Below are 19,717 nucleotides of genomic sequence, written 5' to 3' on the forward strand. Positions count from 1 at the left end.
GCTACTTCTATTTTAGCCTGGGTGACTACCAGCACTCCGATGTCTAGGATGTGAACGAGATCTAACTGATGATTTTCCATCGTTTGAAGGCTCAAGGGGCCGATCGGCTGTGCTAGAAGTTTCAACGTAGGCGGACGCCCCTAGCCCGCCGAGGGGCGAAGACGGGCCCAAAACCCCAGGCATGATCCCTTAAATCCTCAGCAAGACCACCGTTTTCATTGAGCGCCGCGCTCCGCAAAGCTCGTTCCGATGGTCCGCGACCCAGGAGCTGGCCTGCAATAAATTTTGTGACTTCCGCTGGTAGTTCCTTTTGTAAGTAGCGAACCGGCTGTCTGGATGATCAAGCGTCCCAGGTAGTCTCGGATACACAGTTGCTGAACGTTGAACTTGTGCGGAAAGAAGATATTGCGTGAAAAACTCTCCTAAGCTTTCAGTAGGTCTCGCTCGCACCGTGTTTTCAGCAGTCCTATGTTTTTGCTATGAAGGTGGTTTCGCGCAGGGGATCCCCGAGCCTCCCCTGATCTTCTACGGCACGATTCGCAACCTCGCCCAGCATAACCTACGTCTTTCGAGCGGCTCATTGACATGGCAAATCCGCAAGTCGACCACCGGGCGCACGGTTTCTCTGGATACGGTGGTGAGTAACTATCCCGGGTTTTCTTATATTTTGGAAGTCCCCGCTGAAACTGTCGTGACGGGCCCGGTAACCACCAACACTCTCGATTTGACCGCATCGGCAGTGGTTTTCGAACACTCGCACGTTCGAGTGAATGGGCTGCTGGTGTCCTTCTCAGCTCCCGCTCAGTCCTCGTTCTCAGCGTCCTCCCGTTCCCGCGGCCGAATCGAGCGTGTCGATTTGACGGTCTCTATTCCTTGCTCGGATGTCGATGGGAACGGGCTTTGTGACGATTGGGAACTTCGTTACTTCGGCGCGATCGGCGCGGACCCTGAAGGGGACGACGATGGCGATGGGATGCGAAATGGAACGGAGTTCGAGGCTGGCACGGACCCGACCGATGCGCGCTCCGTGTTTCAGTTCGTGAATTACGCAGCTCTTCCTGCCGGTGGGATGCAAGTCGACTGGGAAAGTGTGGACGGGCGTTCCTATCGCTTGTGGCGTGGAACGAACCTTGCGAGCGTTGCGACTGCGAGTCTTCCCTCCGCTTTAGGACTGACCTTGGTTCGCAGCAACTTAGTGGCGACTCCGCCCGTTAATACGGTGATCGACCCTGGTGCCAGCGGGACAGGACACTATTTTTATCGATTGGAGATCGAACCATGAAATCCCTTTTTGGAGAATGGTGGAGTCGATCGGTTGTGGTTGTTGTCTTCGGCATCACGCTTACGGCAAGTGCGCAGTGGGCATCACAGCCAATCACTTTGCGCCCTGGGTGGAACGCGGTCTACTTGGAGGTGCAGCCAGAGCCGGCTGAATGTGAGACGCTGTTCGCGGGTTTGCGAGTCGAGAGCGCCTGGCGTTTCAGCCGACGCCAAACGGCGATCCAGTTCATTGACAATCCGAGTCAGTTGGTTGCCAATGCGCCCAATTGGCTGACGTGGTTTCCGCCCGGAAGTGCCTTGTTTTCTCAGAACAAGCTTTTCACATTGGAAGGCGGGCGTCCTTATTTGATCAAGCTGGCAGACGACGCGGTACCGATGGAATGGGTGGTAAGAGGCACGCCGGTCGTGCGTAAACCCGATTGGCTCGCGGATTCGCTCAACTTCGTTGGCTTCTCTCTTCCTACCAGTGCGACGCCGACTTTCCAGGCCTTTTTCACCAACTCGCCGGCCCTAGCGACCGGAAGGATCTATCGGTTGAATGCCTCGGGACTCTGGATCCAGCTGAATCAACCGAACTCAACCCCCATGGTACGTGGTGAGGCATTCTGGATTCGCTCGACTGGGTTACCGGACTATGCCGGCCCACTGGAAGTACAATTGGATCGCCGCATCGGCTTGGATTTTGGCCAAAGTCTGACCGAGGAGACTCTCCACATTCGAAACTCGTCCACCACTCTTCCTCGGACCGTAACTATCCGCCAGCTGGCGTCGACCTCACCTCCGGGACCCAATTTCCCCCCGTTGGCGGGTTCCGTGCCGATGTCCTACTGGTTGAACGATTTCGCTGGCCGCAAATTGGGTTGGGCAGATCTGCCGTCGGAGCTCACTCAAACGATCCCTCCGGGCGGAGCTTGGGACCTAAGGTTGGAGGTGCGTCGCCGGGACATGACGCGCTTCGCCTCGACGACTGGGAGCGCGAAGCCGTTGTTCCAATCCTTGCTGGAGGTCACCGACTCCGCCAGCACGACCCGGATGCTGATTCCTGTGAAATCGGAGGGACCGCAGGGTGGGGGCCGTGCCGGGGCTGCTTTAGCTGATGTGACGTCGCCCGATCCTCGTGCAGGGTTGTGGGTGGGGAACGTTTCCATCAAAAAGGTTAGCCAACCAAGTTCCGCCAACCCTTCCGAACCGGTTCAAACCGGAGCGGATTTTTCTTTCCGAATCCTTGTTCACTTGGATTCGGGGGGGCAAGCCAAGTTGCTTCAGCGGGTTCTGGAGATGTGGCGGCCCGGGGAGACCAACGCGGCTGGGAGTATTACAGCTCCCGGACGTTATGTCTTGTTGACGGACGAAGCGAAGATTTCAGCGGCGTTTACAGGGACGGCTCTACGCGATGGCAAAGCTGTGGGGCGGCGATTGAGTTCCGCCGCCTTCTCTTTTCGTGAGCCTGTCCTGTTCGCCGGTGACGGTCCATTTGGATCCGCGGGTACCGTCCTCAGCTGCAGTGTGCACTTGGACTACGCGGACCCGTTGAACCCGTTCGTTCACTCCTATCATCCGGATCACGACAACCGAGACGATCGTGGAGCTTCTCTCAAGGTGAAGGTAAGTGCCTCCGGACAACACTCTACTTCGGAATCGCCCTCGGTGGATCGATTGATCCGGCTTCAGTTTGGCGCGAGCGATCCCGACGGGTTTGCCTTGTCGGGATGGGGTGATACCCAGGTCGGTGGCGTCTACGAGGAGACGGTTCAGGGGTTGCACGCCACGCCTCTGGTCTGCACCGGCACTTTCCGGATGCATCGTGCCTCTCATGTCCCCGTTCTGAATGATGGGCGGTGACTAGCAAATCATTTCAGTGAATGACTTCTCATGAAACCACATTTTTGGAATAGGATGTATCATGCACCTCGAGTGGGACAACGCGAGTGGTCGACGATCTTTTCGCTACTAGTCCTTCTGTTCAGGAGTTTGGAGGCTCGCGCCGCATCCGCGGATCCTGGTGATGTTGATACTGGTTTTCAACCGCAACCCAATGGTCTCGTCGCATCCCTGGCTGTGCAATCCGATGGACAAGTCCTCGCCGGTGGTTCGTTTACTCAGGTCGGCGGAACACGGAGAGACGGGCTTGCTCGCTTGGGTTCCAACGGAGCCCTGGATAATGCCTTTAAACCATCCATGCTCGGCTCAGCAGATTTCTTTCCAACAGTCGCTTCACTAGCCGTTCAGGTGGATGGAAAAGTGTTGCTTGGTGGTGATTTCGAAAAACTGGACGGTAAGGCTCAGAGCTTCTTAGGACGAGTGATGCCAAATGGAACGATTGATCCAACTTTCCGGCCGGAGGTTGATTTCCCAATCAGCGCATTGTTTATCCAGTCCAGTGGAAAGATTGCGATCGGAGGGCTCTTCACCTCTGTTGGAGTCCAGCCTTGGGGGCATCTAGCCAGATTGAGTGCGACGGGTGACTTTGACGCCGCTTTCAATCCACGACCGAACGATTTGGGACTCGGTTACGCCTTTGGTGAATTCCCGGATGGCAGGCTCCTGGTGGGAGGTGGCTTTACACAAATTGCCGGGGCTGCTCGGATGCGCCTGGCCCGATTTGGCTCCAATGGGAGTCTAGATGTTTCCTATGTGCCGGCTGGTCCGGTAAACGGTGCGATCAGTGCGCTGGTGATACAGCCGGATCAGAAGGTTCTGCTTGCAGGATCCTTCACTTCCGTTAACGGAATTCCCAGGAATCGGATCGCTCGCCTGAACGCGGACGGCACACTGGATTCGACCTTCGACCCGAATGCAAACAACAGTGTGACCGCACTCGCCCTGCAGCCGGATGGGAAAATTGTGGCCGGAGGCCTCTTCAGTTCTCTCGCGGGGAAGGCCCGCTCGCGTATCGGGCGTCTGAATCCCGATGGAAGCATCGATGTCCAGTTTGACCCAGGTGCTAACGGGAATGTTAGGGCCTTGGCCGTCCAGCCACGCGATGGAAAAATTTTGATTGGAGGAGAATTTACCGAACTTGGGAAAGCCGGTTTGACGTACTTGGGTCGAATTCATGGTGCTGCTCGCTACACCATAGGCCAATCTATAAGTCGACCTCCACTCTCCTTTGCTCCCGATGCCAAGAACCCGGATGGGCCCGTGAGCAGCATCCCTGCGGATGCGTTCTGTTGGGACCCCTCCACGCGCAAGCTGTATGCACTCAACTCAGGTAGCTTTCTGATCCGATGGGTGGACCCCCAGGATCGTCCACTCGATGTTCCGATCATCATAGATCCGAATCCGGCCCAATCCGTTTCGATCGGAGCGCAGCTTCCGCCTCCGGATGGCTTTGACCTGAGCCGTGTGCCGGCTATCGGGCCGCTGATTAACCCTTCGGATGCCGCTATCTGGCACAACCCATCACGCAGGCTGTTCGCTCTAAAGGAAGGACCCGTGTCGGTCACCTGGGGCCTTTCTGAAGCTTCCTGCCCTCGTGTTCCCATGAACTATTCCGTCTCCTGGCCGAATGATCCGACCCGCTTTCAAACTCATGTCGCCCAGACTCCTCCCGTGGCTTTGGACAATGGAGGGCTCTATACTCACGCACGGGTTTTCCAAGAGGCTGGGGTAGGCACTGATGCTTCTGAAGTCAGCTCCAGCCGACGATTCAGCGCTTCTGGCCCCGGGCGCAGCGTGCTGCTCCTGTCACAGGGTGATCCTAGAACATCAGCAAATGTCGCTTTTCAGTTCGTCAAGACCGTGCGCTGGGACGATCCGGCCTATCTGCAGGACAACGTTCAGGCGACGATCGGAGAGGAGATTGATGCGGAAAGGTTGGGCCATGATTTGGCGTTTGGCGGACCTGCTATGCTAGTGAACTCGCTGCGGCAACTTAGCAGATATTGCGCGGCACCCGGCTACTATGATCCAGTGACTCGGCAGGGACCTATCATCCCGGTCAACCGCGACCGATCGGACACCGCGACCGATGATCTAGTCCTGGTGCTCTACGAAGGAGCCAGCCGGCTTTGGAACCCCCTGACTTCCAGCCTAGGATCCGCGGGAGATATCGGGTGGCCATCCAAAGCGGTGCGATACAGGCCGCGATGGCCCGAAGGTCCCGATACGATCGTCATTGCCAACGAACGAGGAGGAAGTCTCGCTGGTCTCAAAACTCCTACGCTTTATGTTCAGAACGATCCCGCGCTTCCTGGGTTCAACCCGAACGAGGAGCACGCTCTGCTGTTTGCCGGCCGGGGTCGACAACCTCAGTTGCGACTGGATAAGGACAGTGTAGTAGTCGTGGAGGGGAGTGTTGCCACGGCTTCCTTATCCGTCCTCGGCAGCGACCCACCTACGGAGAACATCGTGGTCAGCATTTCTCCGTCGAGAACTGGGGCGCCCGAGTTACTAGCCTCTTTCGATCGGAGTGCCATTGTCACCGCAACCAACTTTACTACTGCTAATTGGAACCACCCCAAGACCATTTACTTCCTCGCAAGAACCAACTTCGATTCAGCGGAATCGGTTAACGGCAGCTCAGCCATCACCCTGACGGCCTCGGGTGGTTTGTTCGGAAGAGTCACCGTGCCGATCCGAGAGGCCGATACGAACGAGCTCCAATTGGTCGTGGATGCGACGGCGCTCAGTGTTCCTGAAGGCGGATCGCGGACATTGAATGTGCGGCTGACGCAGCCTCCGATGACACCAGTATCGGTTGGGGCTGCTCACCTCTCAGGAGATCTCGATCTGGATGCTGGGCCAGTACTCCTAAGGTTCACAAGCGAGAATTGGAATGTGCCGCAGTCGATCTTCGTGAGTGCGGAGGACGATCAGGATTTGGAGGATGGCCAAGCGACCTTCAGGTTGACTGCGTCCGGCGGCTTGGTTTCCACCGTTACAGTGACGGCCACAGAGCAGGACGACGAGCTTCCCTCGCAGGCCGTTTATGCCTTGCGTGATGACTTGGGGGATCGACCGGGAACCAGCAGTCCGCAATATTCAGAGCCCTACGTCCTGCTGACGTATTTGAATCCGGCGAACCAACCCTCGATAAAGGTCTATCGCGTAGTGGCCGAAACCAATTCGCAAGTTTTCCGCTATTCGGGGATAGCGGGAAGACTCATCCAACCTCCGTATCCGGTGAGTCAGTTCCTAGGATGGGAGACGAACACCACCGCTGTGAGGGGCCCTTATTGGCGAGATCGAAAGCAGTTTTACTGGGCTCGCGCAGCAGGTGACGACGGAGGGCCGGCGGAGATTGTCATGCGGTTCTTCTATCCCAAGGTTCGAGATGACTTCTTCTTCCCTCCCGGGTTTGCACCAGCCGGAACCGCGATCCCATGGCTAGATCGTCGTCCGGGGGGAACTCCAGGCGTTCCGACTGATATGCGGTATCAGATCACCTGGCCCGAAGACGTTCCGGAGTTGCGGGTTGGCGAAACGCTCGTCAAAGCAAAATTCGGTCTTCCCAGCATCAGGGGGCAGACCAGTGTCGACGTCGTTTATGAGCAATCGAGCAAACTCGGTGCGGCTCCGGGTAGCAGCGCACGGTTGATCGACGCGAGCCATCTTTATTCTGTCCCCCTGGAGGAATTGCCTCCGGATATGGCGGGTAAGACGGTCACTAATCTTCTGGATGGGACGGTCTTTTTCGTTCCTCTGCCCCCGCATTTGCGTTCTCGCGTTTGGTGGGTGCCGAGTGAAGGGAAGCTGAACTTCAATGGGCGCTTCGTCGAAGAATTCGGCACTGAGGAACCCTCGGGATACTTGCTCTTGAATGTCCTCAACGAGAGCGATCTTGACGATTTGAAAAAACTCAGTAATGCGGGGGGCTTCGTGGAAACATTGAGTCAGCTCGCCCTTCGTGCTGGTCAAGTGCGAGTGGTTCCAGACAACACAGTTCAAACCCTCGCCGATACCTTTGCCTTGACTGCGGGGTTGGCGAGCCGTGCCGGCTACGTGACGCTCGCGTTCAACAACGTGATCCAAGCCGAGGCAGGCCTTCCTGCTGGCCGCGGATCGCCGGTTAGCCTCGATATTATTCGAGTGAATTGTCCCTTGTATCGTGGGGACACCAAAGTGCTTTATCCCGACGATCCGTTCGATGAGAAAGTGACTTTGCGTCACTCCGGCGATTTCGGTGGCCAAGCCGACGGCTATCTCTTCGATTGGCAATATCACGCCGGGCCGACCAAACCGGCTCCCGATTCTCCGGCTTGGATCAATCTCACTCCGGCACCGGAACTAGGAGCCGTGACCCAAGTGATCAGCGGTTCTGGGGCTCGGAGCCTCGGTGACTGGTGGTATCGCTGCCGCTGGCGAACTACGAACTCAGCCAATCCCTGCGGCACGGGATTCACCGCGTTCACCGAACCGGCGCTGGTTGAGGGGTGGATCAAAAGGGTTCTGGCGAACATCAATTTCTTCAACCAACGCTACGCAGACTTGGTGAACTCGAGTGCTGACACGATTGTCAATGTGATCAGCCAGGCTGGAACTCGCTGGGTGGGTAAAGTCCCCTTGAACGCTGCAGCCCTCCAAAACTCCGAGGAGTTCGGCTTGATCGAGATTTACGAGACGATTTTGAAGCGCGGGATCGAGATGAGTATCGAAGGTACCCCTCCGGTCAAGGATATGGGTGCAAATCGGGCTCTTCTTCAAGCCGCGGCTCAGCTCGCCAATATTTATCTTCTATTGGGCAATGAAGCTTATGCGGACGCTGCGGATCCTACCATTGGGTTTGTGACCACGGGCGGGGATTACGGAGTGGAGGCTTCGTCTGTGCACTGCTTTATGGATCAGGCGGGCATTGACTCGTTGCTCATGGAGGAATTGGCCTTGTTGCGGGGGCTTGATGATTCCTTTAGGCGCAATGTGCGAGTCCACCCGGTGTACAATCGGCTCCCTCCGAGCATGGCCGCCGGGTTTCAGGCCGAGCCCGCTTACGTCTTGAACTACAATATCAAGGACCGAAGTGGAGACGGAAGGGTCGATGCGGCCGATGCGCAGACAATCTGGCCCCAAGGACACGGTGATGCCTGGGGCCATTATCTGACCGCTATCCAAAACTTCTACCGTTTGCTGCGGAATCCAGAGTTTGAATGGACGGTGACTCATGAATTCGTGAAATTGGCTGGTGGGGTGGGGGAAGTGCCCGTCAATTATCAGCACGAGCGAAAATTTGCCGAGGTGGCGGCTGCGAAAGCTCGAACCGGAGCTGAGTTAGTGAACCTGACCTACCGGAGCCGTTACGTTGAGGATCCTGATGGGCAATGGCAAGGCTACCTTGATGCGAACCTTGAGCGTTCGTGGGGCCTCTCTGAATGGGCTTCCCGCGCGGGTCAGGGAGCGTTTTTCGACTGGCTGACGGGTAATGCACTCTTACCTCCCGTGGCCATTGGTGATGACACCATCAAGGTTGATCGGACCACGGTGACAGAACTGCGCGAGATCGTTGGGAGTTATACTTCAATCCAGGATGAGTTGGATAAGGCCGATGCCGGGCTGAACCCCTTGGGCATCGCCAAGAACGTCATTCCATTCGACATCGATCCGGCCCGAGTCGAGGCGGGGGAGACCCATTTTGAGCAGATCCTGGACCGGGCGAGGCGATCCATGAACAACGCGATTGGAGTGTTCAACCGGGCTAACGCATCCACCCAGCGCCTCCGCGGACAGGCCGACACCATCGGTCAATTTCAGGACACAGTAAGGGATCGTGAGAACGACTTCACCAACCGCCTAGTCGAAGTCTTCGGCTACCCCTACCCGGACGATCCGGCCTATGCGGCCGCGCCGAACGGACCCGATCTGCTCCACTACATGTACCATGACTATTCGGAGATCACTGGGGAGGTTCCCCCGTTGGGACGCGAGTTCACGGTGTTGATGACTGATACCGAAGTGGACTCCAATGGGAACCTGACGCGGAGGACGGTTCCCGTGACCTATCATCTCGCAGCGAACGGGCTAGGCCTCGTCAAGCCTTCCACTTGGACGCGCGCTCGACGCGCCCCTGGGGAGTTGCAGATGGCGCATTCAGATCTGCTCCAGGTGACGGCTCGTTTTCGAAGAGCCCTCACCGAGTATGAAGGGCTCCTGGCGCATATCGAGGATCAAGCGGCGCTCCTACGGGCTCAATACAACCTGGATGCGTCCGAGGTTGGAGTGCTGCGTGCGGGAACGGCCGCACAGGATAACCTGAATGCTAGCATTCGTCGTTCCCGTTCGATTCAGCTAGATTTCCAAAAGACAGCGAGGATTGAAAGCCTGCTCGGCAATGCTCTCGCCGAGGCCCTACCGACCTCGGCGGGTTTTTCATTCGATCCAACGTCCCTCGCTAGGAGTGCAATTCTCCTTTCGAGTTCGGTCAAAACGGAGATCTTCACGGGACTCGCGAACGAGGAGTCCTTGGTCGAACTAGTTCAACAGCAGGCTAAGGAATCCGCGCAGAACGCTCAAAATATCGAGCTTACAACGCTGCGACACGAACAAGGTGTCCTTCAACAGATCGCACAGATCGAGCAGCTACTCAGACAAGAAGCTTCGCTTCGGCTGGAGCTTTATACCCAGCAGGAGGCGATGCAACAGGCGAGCGGACGCTTTGCGTCGACTTTGAGCCGTGGGCAACGGTTGTTGGAGGAGCGTTTGCGGTTTCGACAAAAGACGGCGGAACAGGTGCAGGAGTACCGGTACAAAGATATGGCATTTCGGGTCTTCCGCAATGAGGCGCTACAACAGTACCGGGCTCAGTTCGACATGGCGGCGCGCTATGTCTACTTTGCGGCCGCGGCCTACGACTTTGAAACGAATCTGCGCGACACGGAAAGTCGCTGGACTCCCGGCGCTGCACTCCTCACTGACATTGTGAGAGCCAGGTCTGTGGGGGTGATCGACGGTACGGGAAATCCCCAGCCCGGACCAGGCGCGGGCAGGAGGGGGGATGGCGGACTGGCCGCCGCCTTATGGGCGATGAACAACAATTGGAGCGATGCCGGACGGAACCTGAAGGGCCAACTGGGGTTCAACAATGCCTCGAGGGAACAGCTCACGTTTTCCATGCGTGCCGGACTGTTCCGCTCGCTGACCAACGATGCGGGCAGTGCCAACTGGCGAGCGTGGCTCAGTTCCCTCGTAGTTCCAGATGTCTCCGCGATACCGGAGTTCAACCGTTACTGCAAACCGCCGGCGCAATTTGGGCTGGGTGGGCGCAAAGAGCCGGGCATTGTCATCCCATTCGGCAGCGCGATTCTCTTCCGCCATAACTTCTTCGGTTGGCCGGAATCAGGTGGTGGCGCCAACTTCAGCTCATCCTACTTCGCGACTAAGATCAGATCGGCGGGCGTACGCCTCATCGGTTATGATGCCTCCGCCCTCAACAGCACGCCCTATGTCTACTTGGTTCCGGTTGGCAACGACGTTCTGCTGAGTCCAATCACCTTAGGAGCAGGCGCGGCGGTGAGTCGCGAATGGAAGATTCTCGACCAGTTCATGCCTCCTCCCCTTTCAACGGAGGATCTGCGGTCCAGCTTCCCGGCTCCGCTGTGGACCCCGATCGCCGACAACAGTCAAGGAGAGCCTTTCCTCGCTATCCGCCGCTATTCTCAGATGCGGGCTTTTCACGATGGGGGGCTTAACGGCACGCCCACAAATCCGGAGTTGCAGGCCTATAAGCGTCTCGTGGGACGCTCGGTTTGGAACACTCGATGGCTCTTGATCATTCTGGGAGGAGATCTCCTCGGTGTAGATCCCGATCGCGGCATCCGCACCTTCGTCCAGGGAGCTTTGGGCGATGGAGAAGGACTCGCGGACATTCTACTCGAGTTTTCCACCTACTCCTATTCAGGGAACTAAACCCTTCTCGCCCGATCTCACAATGTTCCGGTTACTTCCGCTTCGCGTCGATGCCCGTCAGGCCAAAGCCTGGCTGTTGAGCGGGATGACTCTCTGCTGCGGGTTACTTCCCGGGGCGGATAAGTCCGGAGTCTCGGCAAACTCCATTTCCGTGCCGAAGGGACCTGGATCCATTGAAGGGTTGGGCGAATCATTTCAACCTACCTTGAACACGGGCACGGCCAAGTATTCCGTGGCGCTCAAGGTTCCTCCGGGGACCGCGGGGCAAACGCCCTCGCTGGCTCTGGCCTATGAGGGGGGCGGAGGTAACGGGATTCTCGGGTTTGGTTGGCACCTGCCGATCGCTAGCATCCAACGGCGCACCGATCAGGGTATTCCCTTGTACGACGGGGAACCCGCCCCGACGAGCGTTGATGATTGGTCGAAACGGTATCAGAGTTTCATCAATGACTCGAAGGAGGAGTTGGTCCCGCTGGCCAATGGAGACTATTTCTGCAAGAACGAAGGTCCTTTCGTCCGGTATCGACGCACGGGCGAAGCCTGGGAAGGCACACTTCCCGATGGGACTCGACTGGATTTCGGCCTGAACAGTGACGCAAGGGTTACTGGAGATACCAATAAGGTCTTCTGCTGGCTGATCGAGCGTGAGACGGACACCAGAGGGAATGTGATCCTCTATTCCTACTCGAAAGGTCTTGGCGCAGAGAACACAAATCAGGTCTATCTCAAGGAGATCCGTTACGGGCCAGGCTCCCCCCCGTGGAGTCATTTCCATTTTGTCTCCTTTGAGTATGAAGATCGCGCTGACTGGTTCGAGGATGGGCGCTCGGGGTTTCTCGTGCGGACTGGAAAGCGGCTGAAGCGCATCGTGGTCGGAACCCAAGGGCCCCTCCTCGCAGACCACGCTCGCGGCGATTTTAACCAGGACGGCATTCCGGATTCTTTGAACTGGCGTTATGATCTGGCGTATTTGGACTATGCGGGTGCGGATACCCATTGGTCTCTCCTCGCCGCCGTAACACCGGTGGGGGCCGACGGTGTCAGCACCCTGCCGTCGTCCAGGTTTGGGTACTCAATCTGCAATCCGCCGGATCGCCTCACGGCCACGGATGCGATTCTCTCGAGTCTGAACGCTCCGCCTTCGGTCATGGATAATCCACTGACCGATCTGCTGGATGTGAATGGGGATGGGCTTCCGGATGTGTTGCGCACCTTTCAAGGTTCTGCGACTCCGCATCGGGCCTATCTCAATCTGGGCCTGACGGCGACCAATGGCAGTCCCGCATTGCAATGGTCAGCTGGGATTGACCTTGGCGGGGATGCCCGGGCTAACAGTTTTGCGCTCTCTTCCAACGCCGTTCATCTGGCCGACATGGATGGAGATGGACTTGCTGACCTGGTGGCGAGCTCATTCAACAACAACGTCTACTATTTCGCGAACCGGGCGAATCTCCAATGGGGATCCAGGCAAACCATGTCGGTGCAGGACTCGGCCCCTCCCAGTCCATTTGGTAATTCGGATGTTCGGACGGCGGACATCGATTTTGACAAGCGCATCGATATCATCCAGAGCGTCGCGTCGGGCGGGGGAGTCGATTATCGCGTGTGGTTCAATCTCGGGCATAATCAGTATTCTCGACGTCGTACGGTTTCAAACGGTTCCGGCGCACTCTTCACCCAGATCGGCGTGCAGATCGCTGATTTCAACGGCGATCGGGTTCCGGACATCACCAGGATTGGGCTGGGTTCCGTCACCGTGAGCCCTGGACTGGGCTATGGTCGATTTGGCCCCGCCGTAACCGTTCCGATTTCTGAGGGAATTGAGTCAGCTCAGCGCGACGTCGCAAGGCTCCAGGACATCACAGGTGATGGTTTGGCCGATCTCGTCATCGAACGCGCGGCGCCGGGCGCGCTGTACTATTGGATCAACCTGGGCAATTACCGGTTTAGCTCGCGCAAGATCATGACGGGATTGCCCTCCGGGGTGGGTGCGACTGCAGTGGTTCGCTGGGCAGATTTGGACGGGGATGGATCCGCCGATCTGGTCTACGCTGACTCGACGGCCGAGCAGCGGCTACGAATCGTGGATCTGGGCAAACTGCTCAACTGCGGTTTCGCGCCCAATATTCTCACCGCCATTTCCAATGGAATCGGACGGGTTACGCTTCTTGGTTATGCCTCCTCCACGCATTACATGCTTGAGGACTTGGCTGCTCGGCAGCCGTGGACGAATGCGCTTCCGTTCCCGGTTACGGTGGTGAGTTCCGTCACCAATCTCGATTCGCTGGGACATCAGTATGTGACGAGATTCCGCTATCATGATGGGTATTACGATGCGGTGGAGAAGCAATTCCGCGGATTCGCCCGCGTCGAGCAGATCGAGCTCGGAGATGCGACCGCGCCAACTCTCGTGGCTCGATCCCATTTTGATGTCGGGCACAACCATGACAGTATGAAGGGACTGCTTTTGCGGTCCACCATTGAAACCGAGGCCGGGAAGGTCTTCACCGACGAGACAACTGCGTGGACGGTGCCCCCGATCGTGCTTTTCCAAGGGACCAATGGACAGCCCATCCACTGGGTGCACCCCACGGCATCGAGGAAGGTGATTCAGGAACTTGGTCAGGGAACGGAACGGCTTCTCGAGTCGGAGGTTGAGTTCGATCGATATGGCAATCAAACGCGGAGTGTCAACTACGGCGTGGTCGAAAGCGGTGATCGGTCAGCGTGGAATGATGAGCGTGCCACGGTCACCGAATATGCCATCAATACAAATGCCTGGATCCTCCGTTTGCCCAAGCGTCAGGAGGTGACGGACGAACAGGGCGCAATTGTCTCGCGAGTTGACTCTTTCTACGACGATCCGACTTTTTCGGGAGACAATTTTGGACAAGTCACAGTTGGCAATCTGACTCTGACGCGCGCCTGGATCTCTCCTTCAAACTCTTCCGCGGTGGTGCAGGCTTCGCGAACTCAGTATGACCGATATGGGAACGCGGTCATGCTCCTGGATCCGCTGGCCGCGGCTCCTGGGGGATTCGTGAATCATTCCGCTGGACACGTCCGGGTTATTGAGTTTGATGACGCTTTCCATACTTTCCCGATCCGTGAATCCATCTACGTCGGTGGTGGGAAGGAGCCTTTCACGTTTCAGGCCAATTATGATGTTGGATTCGCCGTGGTGACGTCCTCCACCGACTTTAATGGGCATTCAACAACCTACGGTTATGACACCTTTGGTCGACTGACGCGGCTGGTGAAGCCATACGACACCGAGGAGTATCCGAGTGCGGAGTTCTCCTACGCGGTGGCTGTCCCCACAGGAGATCGCGGGGTTGTAAACTACGTGGAGACTCGGGCCCTGGATAAGCCACCTGGAAGCATGCCTACGAAGCGGGATCATTATCTGCTCAGTCGCCAATTTACTGACGGACTCGGTCGCAAGCTGCTCGCGAAACAAGAAGCCGAGCCAGCGTTGGGGACTACGGCTCCACGCGTGGTCGTCTCCGAAGCCGTAATGTTCAACGCCCGTCAACAACCCGAGCGAATTCTGAATCCGTTCTTCTCCCTTCGCAGGGGCAGCTTGGACGAACAGCTCGGGTACGAGCATATCGAGGAAGCGGGATGGCAAGGAGCATTTGAGGATGGGGGTGAGCTGAAGAAGCTTGGGCTGGCCGGGGCGCAGCATTCCTCCACTCTCTACGACGCCACGCTACGGCCGTTGAGGGTTACAGACCCCACCGGAACCTTTCGAACCACGCAGTATGAACCCCTTCTCACTCGGCTTTTTGATGAAAACGACATCGACCCGAATTCACCGCAGTTTGGTACTCCATCGATCCAACATACGGATGGTTTGGGTCGATTGATCGCGGTCCAGGAGACGTCGCATTTAAACGACGATGGTACGCGTTCACTCTCCGTAAACTCCTGGACAACACGCTACGAATACGATCTTAACGATCAACTCACGACGATCACGGATTCTCAAGGCAACACGAAGACCTTCACCTACGATGGCCTGAAGCGCAAAGTTCATCTGGACGACCCGAATCGTGGCTCGATGTTCCTTGTCTACGACGAGGGATCCAATGTTCTTGAGAGTACGGATGCCAAGGGGCAGAAGATCAGCTACACCTACGACGGAGCCAATCGCATCTTGACTGAGGACTACCATGATGAAGGCATGCCGTTTTCAGCGAATCGCCGCTTCGATCCCACCCTTCCTCTCACCCGTAACAATCGACCTGATGTCGCCTATTTCTATGATTCGCCGGTTTTCGCTCTGGACCAGGGAGACACCACTACCGCTACCGCTCAAAACACCATCGCCATGCTGGCGTATGTCTGGGACCTTGCCGGGGAAGAGCACATGTCGTACGACGACCGAGGCCGCATTGCCGCGACTGTGAAGCGGATCTCTGACCCCGTCTTCTATCCCACGCTTCAGGGATCTAACGCTCCGGCGAATCCGGCCTTGGTCTCGTATCGCACCGGCTTTTCCTACGATTCCCTCGATCGGGTGACCCGGGTCGTGTATCCCGACAACGATGAGGTCACTTACGAATACAACGAGCGAAGTTTGCTGCAACGCATTCCTGGTGGCCCTAATGGGACCATCATATCCAATCTTTCCTACTTTCCATCCGGCCAACATGCACAGGTGGACTATGGCAACGGGATTCGAACCAGCTACCAACACGACACTCGACTCCGATTGACTCGATTGATGACGGTCGGAGTCAACCCGCTCCTGGGGCAGACCGAGTTGTTGCACTTCACGTATAGGTTTGATGATGCCTCGAACATTCGACAAATCACCGATCAACGGCCCGGGAGCGCGGTGCCAGCGGGGGATCCACGGCGGAACACCCAGATCTTCGACTACGACGACCTCTACCGATTGACGTCGGCGCAGTATTCATTCGCTTTGCCCGGACAGGCGACTCGTAACGATGGAGCGATTCAGTATCGCTACGATCGCATCGGGAACATGCTGGCCCAGACCTCCGACCTGGATCATCGAGACGAAAGGGGACGTCCGCTCGCCAACCTGGGTTCGATGAGCTATGGAGGCTCAGCTGGTTCGCGATCGCGCCGCGGTCGACTCCCGGCTGATCCACCCGGACCTCATGCCCTTACCGCGATCCGGAGCCCTCAGTCTGATGCTTCGGCTCGATCTTATCCCTACGATTCCAACGGCAACATGCTTGAAATCGACGGGCTCAGTTGCCTCTGGGACTTTCAAGATCGCCTCGTTGCTGCGGAGGACGAGACCATGCGGGTCGAGTATAGCTACGACTACACAGATCGGCGCATTAGCAAACGTGTAAAAAAAAAGCAGCCCGCTCCGACTCTAACAACTCCCGTATCTCCTCCGCCTTAGGCGCCTTGCGAACCCCCATCGACTCCGTGCTCTATCCTGACAAATACTTCGAGGTCCGCGAACGGGATGTCCCGACGAAGTACGTCTGGAATGCTGAGGAACGTGTGGCTCGGGTGACGGGATCCTTGTCCACCCGACCACGGGTGCAGCGTGTTCGCTCTTGGCCCGGATGGAACTCGATCTCCATAGCGGTGTCCGATGCGTTGACGGGATCCTCAACCGCCGTTCCCGTCGCTGACACATGGTTTCGGTGGAGCGCCTCCCTCGCCAGCTTCTTGCCCCTGGATCCAGCGCAAGCGGTGACTGGGCCCGGGGTGTATTGGCTGCGTTGCTCGACCCAGGCCAACTGGGCTCTACTGGGAAACTACCTGCCGCCCGCGCGACGATCCATTGGAACGGATGGAGATTTCATTCAAGGCGGGTTGGAACGATGGTCTGTCGTTGCTCCGGGCATCCAAGGCTCTTTAGTTTGGGGTTTCGATGCTTCCGCGGGGGTCGGGTTAGCACAGTTTCCATACGGCTGGTCCTCGAATCCGAACAGGCAGCTGGAGCTGGCTCCTGGGCAGGTGCTGTACCTACGCCCGAGCATGGTGACCGATCTACCTGAGCTGAACCCAATTTCAAGCGTCCATTATTTCCACCTGGATCATATCGGATCCGTAGCTCTGGTCACTGATGGGACCGGGAGCCGAGAACATTCTGCCTGCCGATTTCCGTTTGGTGGGGTGAGGCGTTCCGACGGACAGACATCGTCTGACAACGCCTATGGATTTGTGCAGAAGGAGCTGGATCAAGAGTCTTTCCTTGGCTATCTGGAAGCCAGGTACTTTCAGTCTGCAGTGGCGCGCTTTCTGTCGGTGGATCCGGCTGCGGTTCTGAACGAAAGTGAACGGACTCAACGGGGACTCGCAGACCCTCGACTTAATCCGCAGATGCATTTACATGGATACGGCTACGCTGGGAATAATCCGATTCGGTGGACGGATGCCGATGGTCTGGATGCCACCACCCCGGTTCTACCCACTGACGGTGCGTCCTTGGACCGTCAACGTCGAAATCGCATCCCTCTACGGTCGGATAATCCTAATCGACCACGGGCTGAAATCGTCATCGAGCATGACCGCACACAGCGGCGATTGAGCCGAACCGGTGAGAGTCACAGATCGAGTGCGGAAACCGGTTTGCGTTGGCAGGTGGTTGCCCCGACGGCTCGAGTGCGAAGGGATGGAACTGTGAGGTCGGTGCGCTCGCCGAGAGTTACGGTTTCTCTTCAGACAGTCTACCGAAGGGGAGCGAATCCCCAGGCCTACTCTGCCTATGGTCGAGGCACGACCGATGACGACACTGCCGCGGGCAACACGTCGCTTCGTTTTCACGAAGCGCAACATGGTCGGGCGTACATCAACTATCTACTCAGCCACCCCTTACCTGAGTACCATGGTGCGGCGGGAATGACCGTCGATCAGTTCCATGAAGCTAATCGTAACTTCGAACAGGCCCTTCAATCGTACGTGAACGCGGCACGTGCCTATGCCGGCCCGCCCGTTGATTGCGTAGGGGTGAGAGCTTCCTTTTGCGAATGAACAACCTGTTGAGAAAGTCTGCTGTGATGCGCCACGATTCTGGATCTTTGCACTTCGCCTTCGTCCTGGTTTCGCTGTGGTTGTTGACGCCTCCGTCGATTTCTGCCGTGCAGGTCAGTCCTGGTCAGACCTCCGTTCTATACGTCAATAAGTTCTTCGAAGTTCGCGACCACGATGTGCCGACCAAGTATGTCTGGAACGGCTCCACCCGGGTCGCGCGAGTCACTGGCTCCTTAACGGACACGCCCCGCCAACAAAGACTGCGAGTATACGCGGGCTGGAACCTTGTCAGCCTTGCGGTAAGCCTCTCCAACGCATCGGAGCAGTTGTTGAAGGGCGGCGTCGCGGACGCCGCATTCCTATGGAACCGATCAACACGACTGTGGGAGCCAGTTGGCCTTGGTGGTTCCCTCCCATCGGGCTCCGTCCTCTGGTTGCGCTCCAAGCAAGAAGCCACCGTGTCGCTTCGTGGAGTCCAGTTGCCTCCTGGACCGCAGTCGCTCGCTGGCGAAGGCGACTTCGTGAGTAACAATGATCTGGAGGCGCTCTCATTGTCCTCGATTCTAAGCCCAGTCACGACCAATGCAGCAATGTTTGCCTACGAAGCCTGGTCGAGGCGATGGATCTCCTGGTTACCACCGCCGCTCGGAGACCTTGCGGCGGAACCACCCTGCTTGGCTCCTGGCGAAGCACTGTTCGTGCGTGCGGAGAACTCGATCGCGCTCTCTGCGCCGGATGATTCCCTCCGTATCCGCTACTTCCATCAGGATCATCTTGGTTCTTCGAGCTGTGTCAGCGATAGCCGAGGCGGAATCGTGGAGGAGACGGCGATGTATCCGTTTGGTGCTGCCCGAAACGACTTCCAGCCACGCGGGGTTCAGGAGAATTACCAGTTCACCCAAAAGGAGCGAGATAAAGAGACCGCGCTCGATTACTTCGAGGCACGGTATCTCAGTGCGGGGCTGGGGCGATTCGCGAGTGTTGATCCTCTTCTCCTCGGAGTTCCTCCTGAACTGTTGGCAACTCCCCAAGCCCTCAATGCCTATGCTTACACCCAGAGCAATCCGCTGAACCTCCTAGATCCGACCGGCACCGAGTCCGTTGCAGAATGGATAGCCCAGAACGGAATTGAGGCTGCCAGACGTGACACAATTTCTGGAGATGCCGAAGCCGGTGTATGGGCTACTGCCGACGCTGTTTGGAGTGTTTTTGGGTCCGAGGGCGTTAGCAGACTATCGGACGCGGCTTTCAACGGTGGACGTGAACTCTCCGCTAGAGACTATGTTGGCGCAGGAGTTGAAGTGGTATCTGTGCTTCCCGTCGGACGCTTAGTCCGGGCAGCGAGGACACTCATTGGAATCAGAGCGGGGGAAGCCGCGGTCGGAGTAACGACCAGGGTTGGTGGAAACGCGCTGGCCGCAGATAGTGGAGCGTTCTCTCGGCTTGCTCAGCCTGGTGGCCTCACCGTCAGTGAGAATGCTGGAGGACACCTCTTGGCTCGGCATGTCGGTCAGACGGAGGCGCAACTAGGTGCTCGTTTATCAGCGCAGCCAGGGATCCCCGCAGCGTCAACCTTTGTGACAAGAGCTGAAGCCGAGGCAGCTGTTTCCGGGGCCTTCAATGCCAACGC

The 19,717-nt window shown here is 57.3% G+C and carries 6 protein-coding genes; all 6 read left to right on the plus strand.

Features of this window, described 5'->3' with window-relative positions; translation table 11 throughout:
* Nucleotides 1-409 precede the first annotated feature (409 nt).
* Nucleotides 410-1,282, plus strand: coding sequence for a hypothetical protein (locus tag JNN07_07795; GenBank protein ID MBL9167628.1), 873 nt, complete (start codon nucleotides 410-412; stop codon nucleotides 1,280-1,282).
* Nucleotides 1,279-3,123: a hypothetical protein gene (locus JNN07_07800; protein MBL9167629.1), complete on the plus strand. Its 1,845-nt coding sequence runs from the start codon at nucleotides 1,279-1,281 to the stop codon at nucleotides 3,121-3,123. The genes JNN07_07795 and JNN07_07800 overlap by 4 nt, the downstream gene beginning before the upstream one ends.
* Before the next feature lie 30 nt (nucleotides 3,124-3,153).
* The gene (locus JNN07_07805; protein ID MBL9167630.1) at nucleotides 3,154-11,118 is read left to right on the plus strand and encodes a hypothetical protein; all 7,965 of its coding nucleotides are present in this window, start codon (nucleotides 3,154-3,156) and stop codon (nucleotides 11,116-11,118) included.
* A gap of 22 nt (nucleotides 11,119-11,140) precedes the next feature.
* A complete protein-coding gene (locus tag JNN07_07810) occupies nucleotides 11,141-16,504 on the plus strand; it encodes a VCBS repeat-containing protein (protein MBL9167631.1) in 5,364 nt (1,787 codons plus the stop codon).
* A 5-nt stretch (nucleotides 16,505-16,509) separates the two neighbouring features.
* Nucleotides 16,510-18,087 carry an RHS repeat-associated core domain-containing protein gene (locus JNN07_07815; protein MBL9167632.1) on the plus strand — a complete coding sequence of 526 codons (1,578 nt, stop codon included), beginning with the start codon at nucleotides 16,510-16,512 and terminating at the stop codon, nucleotides 18,085-18,087.
* Nucleotides 18,084-19,717: hypothetical protein (locus JNN07_07820; protein ID MBL9167633.1), on the plus strand; the 1,634-nt coding region annotated here is incomplete at its 3' end. The genes JNN07_07815 and JNN07_07820, both read left to right, overlap by 4 nt.

The sequence above is a fragment of the Verrucomicrobiales bacterium genome (genome assembly GCA_016793885.1).
Lineage (GTDB): Bacteria > Verrucomicrobiota > Verrucomicrobiia > Limisphaerales > UBA11320 > UBA11320.